The organism is Lachnospira pectinoschiza (genome assembly GCF_900103815.1).
In the GTDB taxonomy this organism is placed as follows: domain Bacteria; phylum Bacillota; class Clostridia; order Lachnospirales; family Lachnospiraceae; genus Lachnospira; species Lachnospira pectinoschiza_B.
The window spans coordinates 74,080-89,324 of the sequence record NZ_FNHZ01000003.1 but is presented as its reverse complement, the minus strand read 5'-3'; the positions used below and the strand labels follow the sequence as shown (position 1 = coordinate 89,324).

Genomic DNA, 15,245 nt, shown 5'->3' with positions numbered 1-15,245 from the left:
GGAGGCAGAATATGAAGAATCCTTTACGTAAAAGATATAAAAGAGAGTTAAAGAAGGAATGGCTTAAAAATGTAAGTCTATTCCTTATTCTAGCTTTAGTTATAGGCTTTGTTTCTGCTATGTTTGTGGGAAACGAAAGTATGATGAAGGCCTTAAATGATAGTTATGAAAAATACAACACAGAAGATGGTAGATTCCAGTTTGAGTCAGAGCTAAGTTCTGATTTAAAGGAAAAGCTAGAAAGTTATGACATCAGCCTTTATGAGGAATTCTATAAGGACTGCAGTCAGGATAATGATAATGACGGTGAGAAAGATGCCACAATCAGAGTCTTTAAAAATAGGGAGGAAGTAGATAAGGCCTGCCTTATGGAGGGTAGTCTTCCAAACACAGATTCTGAGATTGCTATTGATAGAATGCATGCGGATAACAACGACTTAAAAATTGGGGATACAATCTATGTGGATGGCAATGCATTTACAATAACAGGCTTAATCTCCCTACCAGACTATGTTTGCCTTTATGAGAACAACTCAGACTTTATGTTTGATGCATTAAGCTTTAATGTTGCTGTTGTTACAGATGAGGCTTATGAAAATATTGACGATAACGAGAAATTTTCTTATGCCTATAAGTATGATGAAACACCAAGCAATGATTCTAATGCTAAGGAGAAGGCTGAGGATTTATTAGAAAATGTGGTAGCTGAGGTGAAGGCTTGCTATTTTGATACTACTCTTGGCAATGAAAACAACATTTTGGACTTTGTACCGGCATACTTAAATAACGGCATTAACTTTGCCCCTGACGATTTAGAAGGGGACTTAAGTATGAGTTACATTTTACTAGTTGTCTTTGTAATTGTAATTGCCTTTATCTTTGCGGTTAGTGCTAGAAATACAATTCATAAAGAGGCCACAACTATTGGAACTTTAAGGGCTTCAGGCTATACAAGGGGTGAAATTTTAAGACATTATCTTTTTATTCCAAGTTTGGTGACTTTATTTGCAGCGATTTTTGGTAACATTCTTGGCTATACCTATTTAAAAAATGTAGCCGTGTCCCTTTATTACAATAGCTATTCCCTTCCAACTTACAAGACAGTTTGGAGCGTGGATGCCTTTATATATACAACTTTGATTCCAGTTGTGATTATGCTAGTGGTTAATTTCCTTGTAATCGTATCAAAGATTCACATGGATATTTTAAACTTCCTTCGTGGAAACTTAAGTAGAAGTAAGAGATCAAAAGCTATTCGACTTCCTAGATGGAAATTTATGAAGAGATTCCGTCTAAGAATCATGCTTCAAAATGCTGGTGGTTACTTGATTTTAGCCCTCGGTCTTTTCTTTGTAGTCTTCTTGCTTACCTTTGCAACAGCAATGCCAGAAACTGTTAATAAGTATCAAAAGACTAGTGTAGAAGAGATGTTTGCCAACTATCAATACATTTTAAAATCCACAGTTGATGAAAATGGCAAGGAAATTACAACAGAAAGCAAAAACGCCGAAAAGTATAGCTATACAAGTCTTGAGACCACAGACGGTGTAAGAGTTGCTGAACCTATTGGAGTTTACGGGGTCCTAAAGGATAACGATTATATTAGACTTTCTAAGGATTTATCTGAAAATGAAGTCTATGTATCAAGTTGTTATGCGGATAAGTTTAAGTTAAAGGTCGGCGATAGCATTTGCTTAAAAGAAAAGTATGGAGATGAGACTTATGACTTTGAGATAGTGGGAATTTATGACTATCAGGGGGCTTTGTGTATCTTTATGGATAACGATGCCTATAATGAGACCTTTGATTTGGAGGAAGGCTCATATACTGGTTTCCTTTCAGATGAGGAAATTACTGATATTGAGGATAAATATATTGTCAGCGTTATTGATGAAGAAGATATAACAAAGGTTTCAAGACAGCTAGATCACTCCATGGGTGGTATGATGGGCTTCTTTAGAGTGGTGCTTGTTATTGTTTCAGCCCTTCTTGTAATTGTGTTAACTAAGATAATCACTGAAAGAAATTCCCTTTCAATTTCTATGGTTAAGGTTCTTGGTTTCAAAAATGGTGAAATCGCTAGCCTTTACATTATGGCCACGGGAATTGTTGCATTTGTATCCATTGCCATTAGTGTGTTCCTTGCAGATATTCTTATGTCTCAGGTTTGGAGATGGTATTTAAAGACTATGGATGGTTGGCTTTCTTATTATTTAAGCTATGCCTCAATGTTAAAGATTGGTCTTCTTGCTTTTGTGGGCTTTATTGTAGCAGCTTTAGTTTGCTTTAAGCTTATAAAGAAGATTCCAATGACAGATGCTCTAAAGAATATGGAGTAAGTTAATATTTAGTGTATATAAGCCAATAAGCTTTCTTGACAAGTCAGGGTAGCTTATTGGCTTTTTTAACTTTTAATAGCTTGTTAGTAAGTTCGTTGTTTTTTAAAGTTTTTCTTAAAACTACAGGCTTTTATTGACTTAAAATTTTTATGAGAGGATAATATAGGAGTGTATATAAAAAGGAGTTAATTTAATATGAGTTCGATTAAAAAAATGACTTATTACGAGAAAATGGCGGAGTCACCAATTCCTTCACTTATACTTAGACTCTCAGTTCCTACAGTTATAAGTATGCTTGTAACAAATATTTATAATATGGTGGATACAGCTTTTGTGGGCCTTCTTGGCACTTCAGCAAGTGGAGCAGTAGGTGTGGTTTTTGGTTTCATGGCCATTATTCAAGCATTTGGTTTTATGTTTGGCCAAGGTTCTGGAAGTATTCTATCTAGAAGTCTTGGTAGTAAAGATATTGATAATGCAAGTAAGACGGCAACAACAGGTTTTACGTGCTCTTTTCTTTTTGGAATTATTTTCATAATTATTGGTCTACCATTTCTTGACCAGTTAGTAGTACTACTTGGTAGTACAGATACTATTGCAGTTTATGCAAAAGACTATATAATCTTTATTTTATTTGCATCACCTTTTATGGCAAGTTCCCTAACTCTTAATAACATTCTTCGTTATGAGGGAAAGGCAGCCCTTGGTATGGTGGGCCTTATGACAGGTGCAGTTCTTAATATGGCCCTTGATCCAATCCTTATGTTTGGCTTAAATATGGGAATTGCTGGTGCTGGTTTATCAACAGCCCTTAGTCAGTTAGTAAGTTTTTCAATTCTTATTAGCATGTTTATTAGAGGCAAGACTATTGTTAAGCTTAATAAAGAAAACTTTGTGGCAGATGTCCATTTTATTCTAAATATTATGACAACAGGTTTTCCAAGTTTACTAAGACAGGGCCTAAACAGTGTGGCTACAGTGCTTCTTAATACTCAGGCTGCAGTTTATGGCGATGGAGCAGTTGCTGCCATGAGTATTGTTTCAAGAATCGTATTTTTTGTAATGTCTGTTGCCATTGGTATTGGTCAGGGCTTCCAGCCAGTTAGCGGCTTTAACTATGGTGCTAAGAAGTACTCTAGATTAAGAAAAGCTTATGTATTTACTTTCTTTATGGCTGAGCTTTTAGTAATTATTGGTTTATCTATTGTACTTGTGAATTCAGATGGCCTTATTGGAATTTTTAGAAATGATCCTGAGGTTATTGAAATTGGAACAAGAGCTTTAAAGCTTCAGATGTTGACACTTCTTTTCGTTCCTATTACAGTAGTTACGGAAATGCTTTTCCAAACTACAGGCAACAAACTAAGAGCCTCAATTTTATCAGCCTTAAGAAGTGGTATATTTTTCATACCAACATTAATTATCTTGGCTAAAATTAGAGGCCTTGCAGGAATTCAGGAAGCACAGCCTGTTGCCTACATTTTAACATTTGTCCCAGCCCTTGTAATGGCAATTATATTCTTTATTAGATTGCCAAAGCTTGATGGAGATATAGAAGAAGCTTAGGAAAATCTAATTGAGGTTATTATGAAATTACAGAAATTATATAGTTATGTTAGAAAGGCCCTTGATGACTATAAGATGATAGAAGAAGGAGATAGGGTTGCCATTGGAATTTCTGGTGGCAAGGATTCCTTAACCCTTTTGTATGCCCTTGCGGGATTAAGAAAATTTTATCCAAAGAAATTTAGTTTAGTAGCTATCACAATAGACCTAGGTTATGAGGGCTTTGACACATCTAAATTAGAGGACTTATGTAAGGAACTTGATGTGGAATATATTCGAGTTAAAACTGAAATTGCTGGCATGGTTAAAAATGGTGAGTGCTCCCTTTGCGCTAGACTAAGAAAGGGTGCCTTTAAAACTGAAGCCCTTGCAAATAATTGCAATAAAATCGCCTATGCTCACAATCAAGACGATGTGGTTGAAACCATGATGATGGCACTAATTTATGAAGGTAGATTTTGTAGTTTTTGGCCAGTTACAAAATTTGATGATTGCAATTTAACAGTTATAAGACCTTTAATCTATGTGCCAGTAGCAGACGTAGTGGGCTTTAAGAATAAATATAATCTACCCATTGAAAAGAATCCTTGTCCTTACGATAAGGAGACTAATAGAACCTACGTAAGAGAGCTTTTAAAGGAGATAAATGAACATGCTCCAGGTGTGAAAAAGAGAATGATGACAGCAATTAAAAACGCTGGATTAGAAGGTTGGAGTTAGAAAGTCTATGTCTCTGTTTATTCAGATTGATTTAAATTAAGTACATCATATAAAAATAGATATTATAGATAGTAGTTCCTAATCGATAAAATGCAAAGACTTTGAAAAAAATCGATTAGATTGGTAGTTTATAAAAAATTAAAATAAAACACACACAATTCTAAAAATCATATTTCTAGAATCGTGTGTGTTTAAGCAGACCCGAATCCGGCGCGCAAGACTCGCGAGCGAGTCTTGACAGTTTAGTTTATTTGAAATCAATAAAATCGCTACCTTTAAAGGTAAGAGTTTTTGAATCCCCAATATTTAATCTTTCATAATTATCTTTTGACATAGCTAAATCAACAGTTTTATTATCTATTGTTTTAAAGATTACCCTATATGATTTGTTTTTTTCAAACATGCCTTTGTTAGGGCGGAGGTAAAGCTTTCCACGTCCAGCATTTAACATGTCATAATCTTCATATTCCTCAACAAACTTACTTTCAATATTTGCTTTAACTGTAATTGTCTTTGAAAAGAAACGTAGGCGAATTGCTTTTACAAGTTTTACTAAAATAAAAAGAATACATGCTATGATTACTGCATATCCAACAATTAAATATGGAAGTGGTAAATCTAGAGCATGGGGATCTGTTCCTCCAGACATTCTAATTGAAGTTGACCCATCAGGCCCTTCAACTGCAGTTACATCCATTAGTACATTAAATAAAATATTCATAAGTTATTCCCCTTTATAAATCATAATTGTAATCGTATGGAAATTCTTCTGTTTCATCATATAGTATTACTTTATTACCGGTATAGTCACGGCCACCATAAGAAAATTTATAAGCTATACCAGAGAAAGCTTTTCCATAAGTGGCACTGTTACTTTGCTTTAAAATATAAGGGTTCCCTTTGTCTCCAGAATATAAGTGCTTTTCTTCACCTGAATGTAGAGTTGTAGTTCCAATAATAGATTTGCATTCAATAAATCCATAAGATGCTCTACCTTGATTATTCGTCTGTTGACCTCTAGATACGTACACACATTTAAAATTTGGTAGTTCAGGAACATAGGAATTATTTGCTGCTTTAACGCTTACATTACCATGTCGATAATACGGTGCGCTATCATTTGTAAATTGAGAAAAATACGTGTAATTTACATTGATTTTAAATCCTAGAAGTTTTGTGTTATCTAAACTTGCATTTTTATTTTCATATGAAAGTTTTAATGCAAGTTGATAAGCATCTTCTAATCCATTTTCAGTTTCTATAAAAGATACTATTTCTGAAACTGAATTTGTTAGACCATTAAATGATTGAACTGTATTATTTTGAGTAAATACAATTCTATCATAATCATCTAATAAGCCACATTCTTTTAAAGCTTCATTATAAATTTTTTTTGCATGCTCTTCAGGATTATAATCTTCACAATAAACTAATTGTAATGGAGAAAAAATCGTGAATATAATAAGCGAGCATAAAATAAGTGTAAATTTTTTTTTCATCATGTGTACCTCCAATTATATAAATTTTTTATTTGCTACAATTTTATATTAATGTTTAAAAATATTAAAGTCAACGATATTATTAAAAATAAGAAATAAGTACTATACGTTGAGAAAATATAAATAATAGTATTATATAATGTATTCGCTAAATCCGTGTTTAACGAAGTTAAATAAGAATCAGTAAGAGGAGGGGATAAAACCCTCCTTAAATCTTTAATTTATAATAATCTAGAATCTGTTTAAATCTGTCTTGGGCTAAACCACAGGTATCAAGCAGATATCCCTTTTCTTCATTCCAATTATGAAGTCCTCTGTAATAATATAATTTTAAATCTTCCTCAATTATAAAAGGAATTATGTCGTGCTTAATGCATTCCTTAAACATAATAAGTCGTCCAACACGCCCATTTCCATCTTGAAAAGGATGGATTTTTTCAAAGTTATAATGAAATGCTATAATATCTTCTAAGCCAATATTATCCTTGTTTTCATAGTTTTTGATTAGATTTTTTATCTTAGTTTCAACTTCCTCAGGCTTAGCTGTTTCTTGTCCGCCAACTTCATTTTCAAGTAATTTATAATCACCAACTCTAAACCAGGACTTCCTAGAATCGGAAGTTCCCTGCTTTAATAGAAAATGTAATTTCTTAATGTAGCTTTCACTTAGCTTATAATTATAGCTATCAATAATATAATCTATACAAGCAAAGTGATTACTTGTTTCAATTACATCATCTACATTAATTACTTCATTAGAAACTCCAATTGTATTAGTTTTAAAAATGTATTGTGTTTGTTCATGACTTAATCGGCTTCCTTCAATATGATTTGAATTATAAGTAAAATCTATTTGAAGCTTGTGATAAATGCTGTTTTTTATTTTTTCTTTTCTTTCAAATTTAAGGCGATCAATAAATTTAGTCGGTATTGCTGTATTTCTTTTTTTCCTTTCTGGCTTCTTAAAATCTTCTGGGATTTTCCAACTATTTCCTTCTAAAATTGCTCCAGATATTTTGCCAGTTTGGCAATAATTTCTAATGCTTCTTTCTGATACAGAAATTTTCTTTGCCGCCTCTGATACTGATAAATACTTCATTTTAGCATCTCCTTTATAATTATATTTTACTACATCGGCAAAATAAAATCTAGTTTTTCAGACTAATATTATAAAGATAAATTGCCAGCAAAATAAATAATTTTCTATTTATTGCTTAATGTATAAATTATAGCGTTTGCAACATCATGAGCAACTATTGATTGATAGCCTGTATCAGTTAGTAATTTATAGTCCGCAGCATTTGAAAGATAGCCTAGTTCAATAAGAAGGGAACTTTCGGTTGCGTATTTTAAAACTCTAAAGTCATTGTAAATGCTTTTGATATTATAGCCGGAACTTGCTAGATAATAGGCAAATCTACTGGCTTCTTCGCTAGAATTGTAATAATAAAGTTCCATTCCCTTTACAGAAGAACTTACATTAGAATTACAGTGAATACTAACAAATAAAGCGTCGTAATACTGATTTTCAAAATAGACTCTGTCATTTAAAGACATGTATTCATCGGATTCTCTTGTCATATAAACAGTATAGCCAGCGCTTTCTAAAACATCACGTATAATTAAGGCAACTGCAAGGTTAATGTCCTTTTCATATACAGAACCTACGTCTTTTCCAGGATCTGAGCCGCCATGACCTGGATCTAGAATAATAATATTAGTTCCTTCACTTTCACTATTAATTTTAGGAACATTTTGCACTAGATTTTCAATGCTGTCACTGTTAGTGTTAATGGCTGCATCCGCATCAGCATCTGTATATCCATTGTCGTTTGGATCCTCATCGAGGCCATATTCAATTTCTTCTTCGGGATTGGTTTCTTCTTCTTGGCTTGTAGATTCTGCCGTTAGACTTACATTTTCTTCAGAATTATCTTCTATGCTAGATAAGCTTTCTAGCTCTGCTTTTTTGGTAGTTTCACCCTCAGTGCTTGACACAGTGATATAGACATTGCCTTCTTCTGCGGCAACGTCTACTAAAACAGAATTGTCATTTTTCTTGTTGTTGAAATCTTTAAGATTAGCGTATATTGCAAATACACTGGCACTTAAAAATAAAAGTGCCAGTGTAATAATAACTCCTATTAATAATTTATCTACCCTTTTTTTCATCTCTACCCCATGCATTTATGGTTTGCCAACCTATAGTAGTTATTGCTTATTCAGTTAATTGTTAATTAGTATTCAGAATTAATCTTCTTCATATTCTCCACAGATAGGAAGTAGCTAATTCCTAAGGCATTAATAATAATACCTGAAGCCTCAAGTTCGTCCATTAAATCAATGAGTTCTTCGAACTTGTAAAGCATGTTCTCGTGCTGATCCTTGTAGCACTTGTCCATTTCAAAACCGTCTGTAAATACAGGAACTGAAATGATCTGCTCGCCTTCAGCGTGGGAAACCTTATCTGTTAAGTCAATGAATGGATGTGAAATAGAAACTTCAGTTTCTGTCTCTTCCTTGATACATGGAACCATGTATTCAGCATTCTTCATGGCCTTAAACATAAGAACTTCGTGTGACTTTAAGATTTCTTCCTTAGTTTCTGTCTTTCCTTCTTTTCTGAATTCCTGGAAGAAAGAAATCATGGAATTCTGAAGACCTGGATTAGTTACATAGTCTTCATTCTTAAAAAATGCATCATAAGTCGCAAATTCTTCTCTTGAAATCTTATAGTCGTTTGTAATACCGTCTGTGAAGCGAATATTCTTATATCCGTTACGGTACATATGACCAATTTCATTAAAGAAAGTTTCTGGGCTTTCGATTCCTAAAGAAACCTTGTAGCCAGCCTTCTTTAACTGCTGTTCTACCTTCTCGTGATTGTGATAATTGTAAAGAACGATTAAATCATCATCAACCATATATGGGTAAGCTGTTGTATCACAGTAAACCATCCAAAGATGATCCTGCTTCTTTAACTTTTCAACTAATACCTTATTATAAATTTTATATAGACTATTAAAGTATCCTTCATCATTAACATTGCCCTTTTCCTTAGCTGCATTAACTAGCCCAGGAATTATCTTTGTCATAACTTCAATGCTATCTGAAAGATTAAGCCCCTCCATCATTTCGATACCCTTATCTTCATCCTTAAAGATATGTCTTGTAATATCTTTAGCTTTAATAGCGTCCATAAAAAACCACCCTTGCATCTCCCTAACTTGTGCAAGCCTTTCATTATTACTTGTAGGCAGCTAGTGCTAGTATATCATTGTCTGTAAAAATCTATTACTTTAGGGTTAAATACTAGCCCTTTTCCCCTAAACCTACTGTATTAGAATAACATAAAATACGCATTATTGAAAGTATTTACATTAATATGTTGTAAAGTAATCCTTTATTTCATCCATGTTTGCGCCCTTTGCAAGTGCAAGAGATAAAAGAATTCTTGACTGTGTTGGAGTGTGATAATTGCTTAGGTCGGTGTTCTCATTTGCAGAAACAATTATTACAGGAACTCCTGAATAGTTAGAATTTATAATCTCGCTTGCAGTCTCTGAGACTTCGCCTGATTTATTAGTTGTAACTAAAATTATACCGTCTGAATTTGATATAGCCTTTTCAAGGATTGAACCGTCGTTGCCTAAATAGTCATAGACAATGGAAACATAAGATAAATCCTTAAGGTCTGTGATATCAATTTTGTTCTCATTTGAAACTGGATTAGTAGATACATTTTCTAAAGAATCACCAATCTTAGCAGTTAAGATGTTGCCTGAAAGCTCGCTTGTAGTTAGCTGACCTAGATAGTTTGTAATATCGCTATCTACAAGGGCATACTTATTATCAAGGATTTCTGTGCTAATGACAGCTATCTTATTATCTGAACTAAGAGTTAGATTAAGAAAATATGACAACTCCTCGCAAGTTTGTGTGCTAGTAACTACTATTACGTAGTTATTAGAGGCTAAATTTTCATTAATTGCAGTCTCAATCTTAATTAAATCTGCTGTTTCAAGTGCATTGGCGTTTGAAATATCGTAGTTTGCATAGTTTACAGAGTAGTTTTTATCTTCTAATGTAAGTGAGTTAGACTCTGTATTTACTGCATTTCCAATAGAATAAACTAAAAGAGAACTTTCAGTATTAACCTCTGCTTCAGTGCTTTCTGTAGTTTCACCTTCGCTTGTAGCACTTGTTTCGTTAGTGTTAATTACACTAGAGTTTGAGCTTTTACTAGTCTCCTCTTCTGTACTTGCTTCTTCACTTGTCTCTTCTAATCTACTAGAATCTGCTGATTTAAAGTAGTTCATTGGGTTAGCAAAATTACAGCCTTGTAAAAATAGTAATAATCCCATAGATAAGAGAACTAATATATTTTTCTTCATATAGATAAAATCTCCTAATATTTAAAATTTAATATAATTATATCATTAGAGAAAATGTCAGTCCACGTAAAAGAATAAACTATTTATTAAAATACTATTATCTTTAACAGAAGGCTAAAAAAAGCCCCAAAGCTTAATTGCTTTGGGGCCCTGATTTATTAGTTGCCTCTGTTATCGATTGTTGCAATATCGATGATTGAAAGGTCTTTATTATTAAATGCATGCTCTAAACTTGAGATAAGTGCGTGTGCAGTATCTAAGCTTGTTAAGCAGTTTACACCTGTTTCGATGGCGTATCTTCTGATTAAGAAACCATCGTGGGCTCTTTCGATACCATTTTCAGGAGTATCAATTACAAGGTCGATTCTGTGACCTAAGATAAGATCAAGGAGTGTTGGAGCTTCCTGGCCAATCTTGTTAACCTGGTAAACGTTAATTCCATGTTCCTTAAATACCTTAGCTGTACCTCTTGAAGCGTAAATCTTATATCCAAGAGCCTCGAATCTCTTAGCAATATCTACACCATCTTCCTTATCAGCATCTGCAAGTGTCATAATGATCTGCTTATGCTTTGGAAGTCTAATGCCAGCGCCTGTAAATGCCTTGTAAAGAGCTTCGTCGAAGTCCTTAGAGATACCAAGACACTCACCTGTTGACTTCATTTCTGGTCCTAAGCTAATATCAGCGCCTCTGATCTTCTCGAATGAGAATACAGGCATCTTAATTGCGTAGTAGTCAGCAGCCTTCTGTAAGCCTGGTTCGTAGCCTAAGTCACGAATCTTTGCACCGTTAATTACACGAGTTGCAAGCTTAACGATTGGAATACCAGTTACCTTACTGATGTATGGAACTGTACGGCTTGAACGAGGGTTAACCTCAATTACATAAACCTGATCGTTGTATACGATGAACTGGATGTTAATCATACCCTTTACATGAAGAGCTCTTGCAAGTCTTCCTGTGTAATCTTCAATCATATCTACAATCTTAGGACTAATTGACTTAGCTGGGTAAACTGAGATTGAGTCACCTGAGTGGATACCAGCTCTTTCAATATGCTCCATAATACCTGGGATTAAAATGTCTTCGCCATCGCAAACTGCATCGACTTCGATTTCCTTACCCATTAAGTACTTATCTACAAGGATTGGATGATCCTGCTTAATTCTGTTAATGATTTCCATGAATTCTACAACATCTTCATCACTTACAGCAATCTGCATACCCTGTCCACCAAGTACGTAAGAAGGTCTTACAAGTACTGGGTAGCCAAGTTCATTAGCTGCCTTAAGAGCTTCTTCTACAGTAAATACTGTATGTCCCTTAGCTCTTGGAATCTGAGTCTGTTCAAGAATCTCATCAAATAATTCTCTATCTTCAGCTGCATCAACGTCTTCAGCCTTAGTACCAAGGATAGGTACACCCATTTCCATAAGGCTTTCTGTTAACTTGATAGCTGTCTGACCACCGAACTGTACTACAGCTCCGTCTGGTCTTTCATGTTCTACAATTGATTCTACATCTTCTGCAGTAAGTGGTTCGAAGTAAAGCTTATCAGCAATATCAAAGTCAGTTGAAACTGTCTCTGGGTTGTTGTTGATAATGATTGTTTCATAGCCTTCCTTCTTGAATGCCCATGTACAGTGTACTGAACAGAAGTCGAACTCGATACCCTGACCAATTCTAATAGGACCTGAACCAAGTACTAATACCTTCTTCTTATCATGTGTTTCGCTAGCTTCATTCTGGCTACCGTATACTGAATAGTAGTAAGGTGTTTCTGAATCAAACTCAGCGGCACATGTATCAACCATCTTAAAGGATGCATGAATGTTATATTCATTACGAAGTGCCTTAATTTCCTTCTCAGTCTTACCAGTTAATTCACCGATAACATTATCTGGGAATTCAATTCTCTTAGCTTCAGCAAGTAATTCCTTTGTTAAAGGACCTCTCTTTAAAGCATTTTCCATATCTACAATAATCTGTAACTTATCGATAAACCAAAGGTCAATCTTTGTGATTTCATGCATCTTAGCAGGCTTAATGTGTCTTCTTAAACCTTCTGCAATCTTCCAGATTCTTCTATCATCTACAATTGCAAGGTCTTCAAGTAATTCTTCATCAGTAAGACCTGTAAAGTCGTAAGACATAAGGCTGTCTACGTGCTGTTCGAGAGATCTGATTGCCTTCATAAGACCACCCTCGAAGTTATCGCAAATACTCATAACTTCACCAGTTGCCTTCATCTGAGTTGTAAGAGTTCTCTTAGCTGAGATGAACTTATCAAATGGAAGTCTAGGAATCTTTACTACACAGTAATCAAGAGCTGGTTCAAAGGAAGCATAAGTCTTTCCTGTAACTGCATTCTTGATTTCATCAAGGTTATATCCAAGAGCAATCTTAGCTGCAACCTTAGCAATTGGGTAACCAGTTGCCTTTGAAGCAAGAGCTGAAGATCTTGAAACTCTAGGGTTAACTTCGATTACACAGTATTCAAAACTATCTGGATTTAAGGCATACTGTACGTTACATCCACCTGTAATTCCAAGTTCGTCGATAATGTTAAGAGCTGATGTTCTAAGCATCTGATATTCCTTATCAGAAAGTGTCTGAGAAGGAGCAACTACGATACTATCACCTGTATGTACACCAACTGGATCGATGTTCTCCATGTTACAAATTGTAATGCAAGTACCGTTGCTATCACGCATTACTTCGTATTCGATTTCCTTCCAACCAGCGATACATCTTTCTACTAAAACTTCACCAACTCGTGAAAGTCTTAAACCATTTTCAAGAATTTCTCTAAGTTCTGCTACGTTGTGGGCAATACCACCACCTGAACCACCAAGTGTGTAAGCAGGACGAAGAACTACTGGGTAGCCAATCTTAGCTGCAAATGTTTCACCATCTTCTACGTTATTAACTACGAGGGAAGCTGCACATGGCTCACCAATCTTTTCCATTGTTTCCTTGAACATTAAACGGTCTTCAGCCTTCTTAATTGTAAGAGCTGTTGTACCAATAAGGTTTACACCCTGTTCTTCAAGGAAGCCTGTTTCAGCGATTTCCATAGCAAGGTTAAGACCAGCCTGACCACCAAGTGTAGGTAAGATACTATCTGGCTTTTCCTTTAAGATAATCTGCTTTAGGGCTTCAACTGTAAGAGGCTCAATATAAACCTCATCAGCAATATCTTTATCTGTCATGATTGTAGCAGGATTAGAGTTTACTAATACTACTTCAATTCCTTCTTCTTTAAGTGAACGGCAAGCCTGAGTACCAGCGTAATCAAACTCTGCAGCCTGTCCAATGATAATAGGTCCTGAACCAATAACTAAAACTTTCTTAATATTAGGATTCTTAGGCATTTGCGTTTTCCTCCTTCATCATGTCCATAAATCTATCAAATAGGTATGCTGTATCCTGTGGACCAGCGCAAGCTTCTGGGTGGAACTGAACTGTGAAAATGTTCTTTCCTACGTAAGCTAAACCTTCGTTTGTCTTATCATTTACATTAATAAATGCTGACTTAGCGACGCTTTCGTTAAGTGTAGATTCATCTACAGCATAGCCGTGGTTCTGTGAAGAGATATAAACCTTACCTGTAGCTAAATCCTTAACTGGATGGTTAGCACCTCTATGACCATACTTAAGTCTATATGTATCAGCTCCTGTAGCAAGTGCCATAAGCTGGTGTCCTAAACAAATTGCAAAGATAGGAACATTGCTAGCATAAAGCTTCTTAATTTCTTCAATTATTTCTGTGCACTCTTTTGGATCTCCAGGACCGTTAGATAACATAATACCGTCTGGATTTGTTGCCAGAATCTCCTCAGCTTTAGTGAATGCTGGATAAACAGTGACCTCGCAACCTCTTTTATTAAGAGAACGAGCAATGTTTTTCTTAGCACCGAAGTCAAGTAAGGCAACCTTAGGACCTTTACCCTCTAAAACATATTTCTCTTTACATGTTACTTTTTTAACAACACCTTTAACTGTGTATTCCTTTAATCTTGGGATAATTTCATCAAGATTATAATTCTCATTAGTAGTAATCATTCCATTCATTGTACCCTCTTCTCTTAAAATCTTTGTGAGGGCTCTTGTATCAATACCACAAATACCGGGGATATCATTATCCAGAAGGAATTTCTGAATAGGATCTTCTTCTCTGAAATTGCTTGGCATTCGAGATAATTCTCTAACAATGAAGCCATCTGGCCAAGCTTTTAACGACTCCATATCTTCATAACATACTCCATAATTACCGATTAACGGATAAGTCATAGTAACAGCCTGTCCCGCATAAGACGGATCAGTTAGTACCTCGAGATATCCTGTCATGGAAGTATTAAAAACAATTTCGCTAATAACTTCCTTTGTCGAACCAATGCTGGTTCCTGTAAATACCGTTCCATCTTCAAGAATTAAAAAAGCTTTCATCAATGTCACCAATTTCCTTTCACTCTATATTAATATAGCTATAAAAAAGCAGATATTTATAGCTATCTGTCTGACAAGTCACATAAAAAGATTTACTTAAAATCTTAAATCTGCGCAAAAAAAAAGACACAAAAATGCCTTTTTTCTTATCAAACTTTCATAGATATTATCATAACTAATTGGAATTTTCAAGGGGAAATTTTCATGTCTATAAAAAAATGCGTAGCATGTTACTTTATTACAGTAAAGTGCTACGCATTTAATTATTTATAGTAAAA

Annotated in this window: 11 protein-coding genes; 3 read left to right on the top strand and 8 right to left on the bottom strand. The window is 34.7% G+C overall.

Annotated features, from left to right (window positions below; genetic code table 11):
* The first annotated feature begins 11 nt into the window (after positions 1-11).
* The 3 genes from BLQ66_RS06220 to BLQ66_RS06210 all read left to right on the top strand — a co-directional run bounded on the left by BLQ66_RS06220 (position 12) and on the right by BLQ66_RS06210 (position 4,625).
* Positions 12-2,339, top strand: coding sequence for an ABC transporter permease (locus BLQ66_RS06220; protein ID WP_074521430.1), 2,328 nt, complete (start codon positions 12-14; stop codon positions 2,337-2,339).
* Positions 2,340-2,534: 195 nt separating this feature from the next.
* Positions 2,535-3,905, top strand: a complete 1,371-nt coding sequence (locus tag BLQ66_RS06215) for an MATE family efflux transporter (RefSeq protein ID WP_074521429.1) — start codon at positions 2,535-2,537, stop codon at positions 3,903-3,905.
* 21 nt (positions 3,906-3,926) lie between these two features.
* Entirely contained in the window at positions 3,927-4,625 is a 699-nt protein-coding gene (locus tag BLQ66_RS06210) for a tRNA lysidine(34) synthetase (protein ID WP_074521428.1), read from the top strand.
* A gap of 247 nt (positions 4,626-4,872) precedes the next feature.
* Here the strand turns inward: BLQ66_RS06210 and BLQ66_RS06205 are convergent, their stop codons facing one another.
* The 8 genes from BLQ66_RS06205 to BLQ66_RS06170 all read right to left on the bottom strand — a co-directional run bounded on the left by BLQ66_RS06205 (position 4,873) and on the right by BLQ66_RS06170 (position 14,967).
* The gene (locus tag BLQ66_RS06205) at positions 4,873-5,346 is read right to left on the bottom strand and encodes a DUF2500 family protein (protein ID WP_074521427.1); all 474 of its coding nucleotides are present in this window, start codon (positions 5,344-5,346) and stop codon (positions 4,873-4,875) included.
* 13 nt (positions 5,347-5,359) lie between these two features.
* Entirely contained in the window at positions 5,360-6,127 is a 768-nt protein-coding gene (locus BLQ66_RS06200) for a hypothetical protein (protein WP_143452985.1), read from the bottom strand.
* A 205-nt stretch (positions 6,128-6,332) separates the two neighbouring features.
* Entirely contained in the window at positions 6,333-7,223 is an 891-nt protein-coding gene (locus BLQ66_RS06195) for a Fic family protein (protein WP_074521425.1), read from the bottom strand.
* Between the two features lie 104 nt (positions 7,224-7,327).
* Positions 7,328-8,296: an N-acetylmuramoyl-L-alanine amidase family protein gene (locus tag BLQ66_RS06190; RefSeq protein WP_074521424.1), complete on the bottom strand. Its 969-nt coding sequence runs from the start codon at positions 8,294-8,296 to the stop codon at positions 7,328-7,330.
* A 65-nt stretch (positions 8,297-8,361) separates the two neighbouring features.
* A complete protein-coding gene (locus BLQ66_RS06185) occupies positions 8,362-9,324 on the bottom strand; it encodes an SseB family protein (protein WP_027431611.1) in 963 nt (320 codons plus the stop codon).
* A 180-nt stretch (positions 9,325-9,504) separates the two neighbouring features.
* Positions 9,505-10,518: a hypothetical protein gene (locus BLQ66_RS06180; protein WP_074521423.1), complete on the bottom strand. Its 1,014-nt coding sequence runs from the start codon at positions 10,516-10,518 to the stop codon at positions 9,505-9,507.
* A gap of 158 nt (positions 10,519-10,676) precedes the next feature.
* Entirely contained in the window at positions 10,677-13,892 is a 3,216-nt protein-coding gene (carB, locus tag BLQ66_RS06175) for a carbamoyl-phosphate synthase large subunit (RefSeq protein ID WP_074521422.1), read from the bottom strand.
* Entirely contained in the window at positions 13,885-14,967 is a 1,083-nt protein-coding gene (locus BLQ66_RS06170; protein WP_027431614.1) for a carbamoyl phosphate synthase small subunit, read from the bottom strand. The genes carB and BLQ66_RS06170 overlap by 8 nt, the downstream gene beginning before the upstream one ends.
* Positions 14,968-15,245 lie beyond the last annotated feature (278 nt).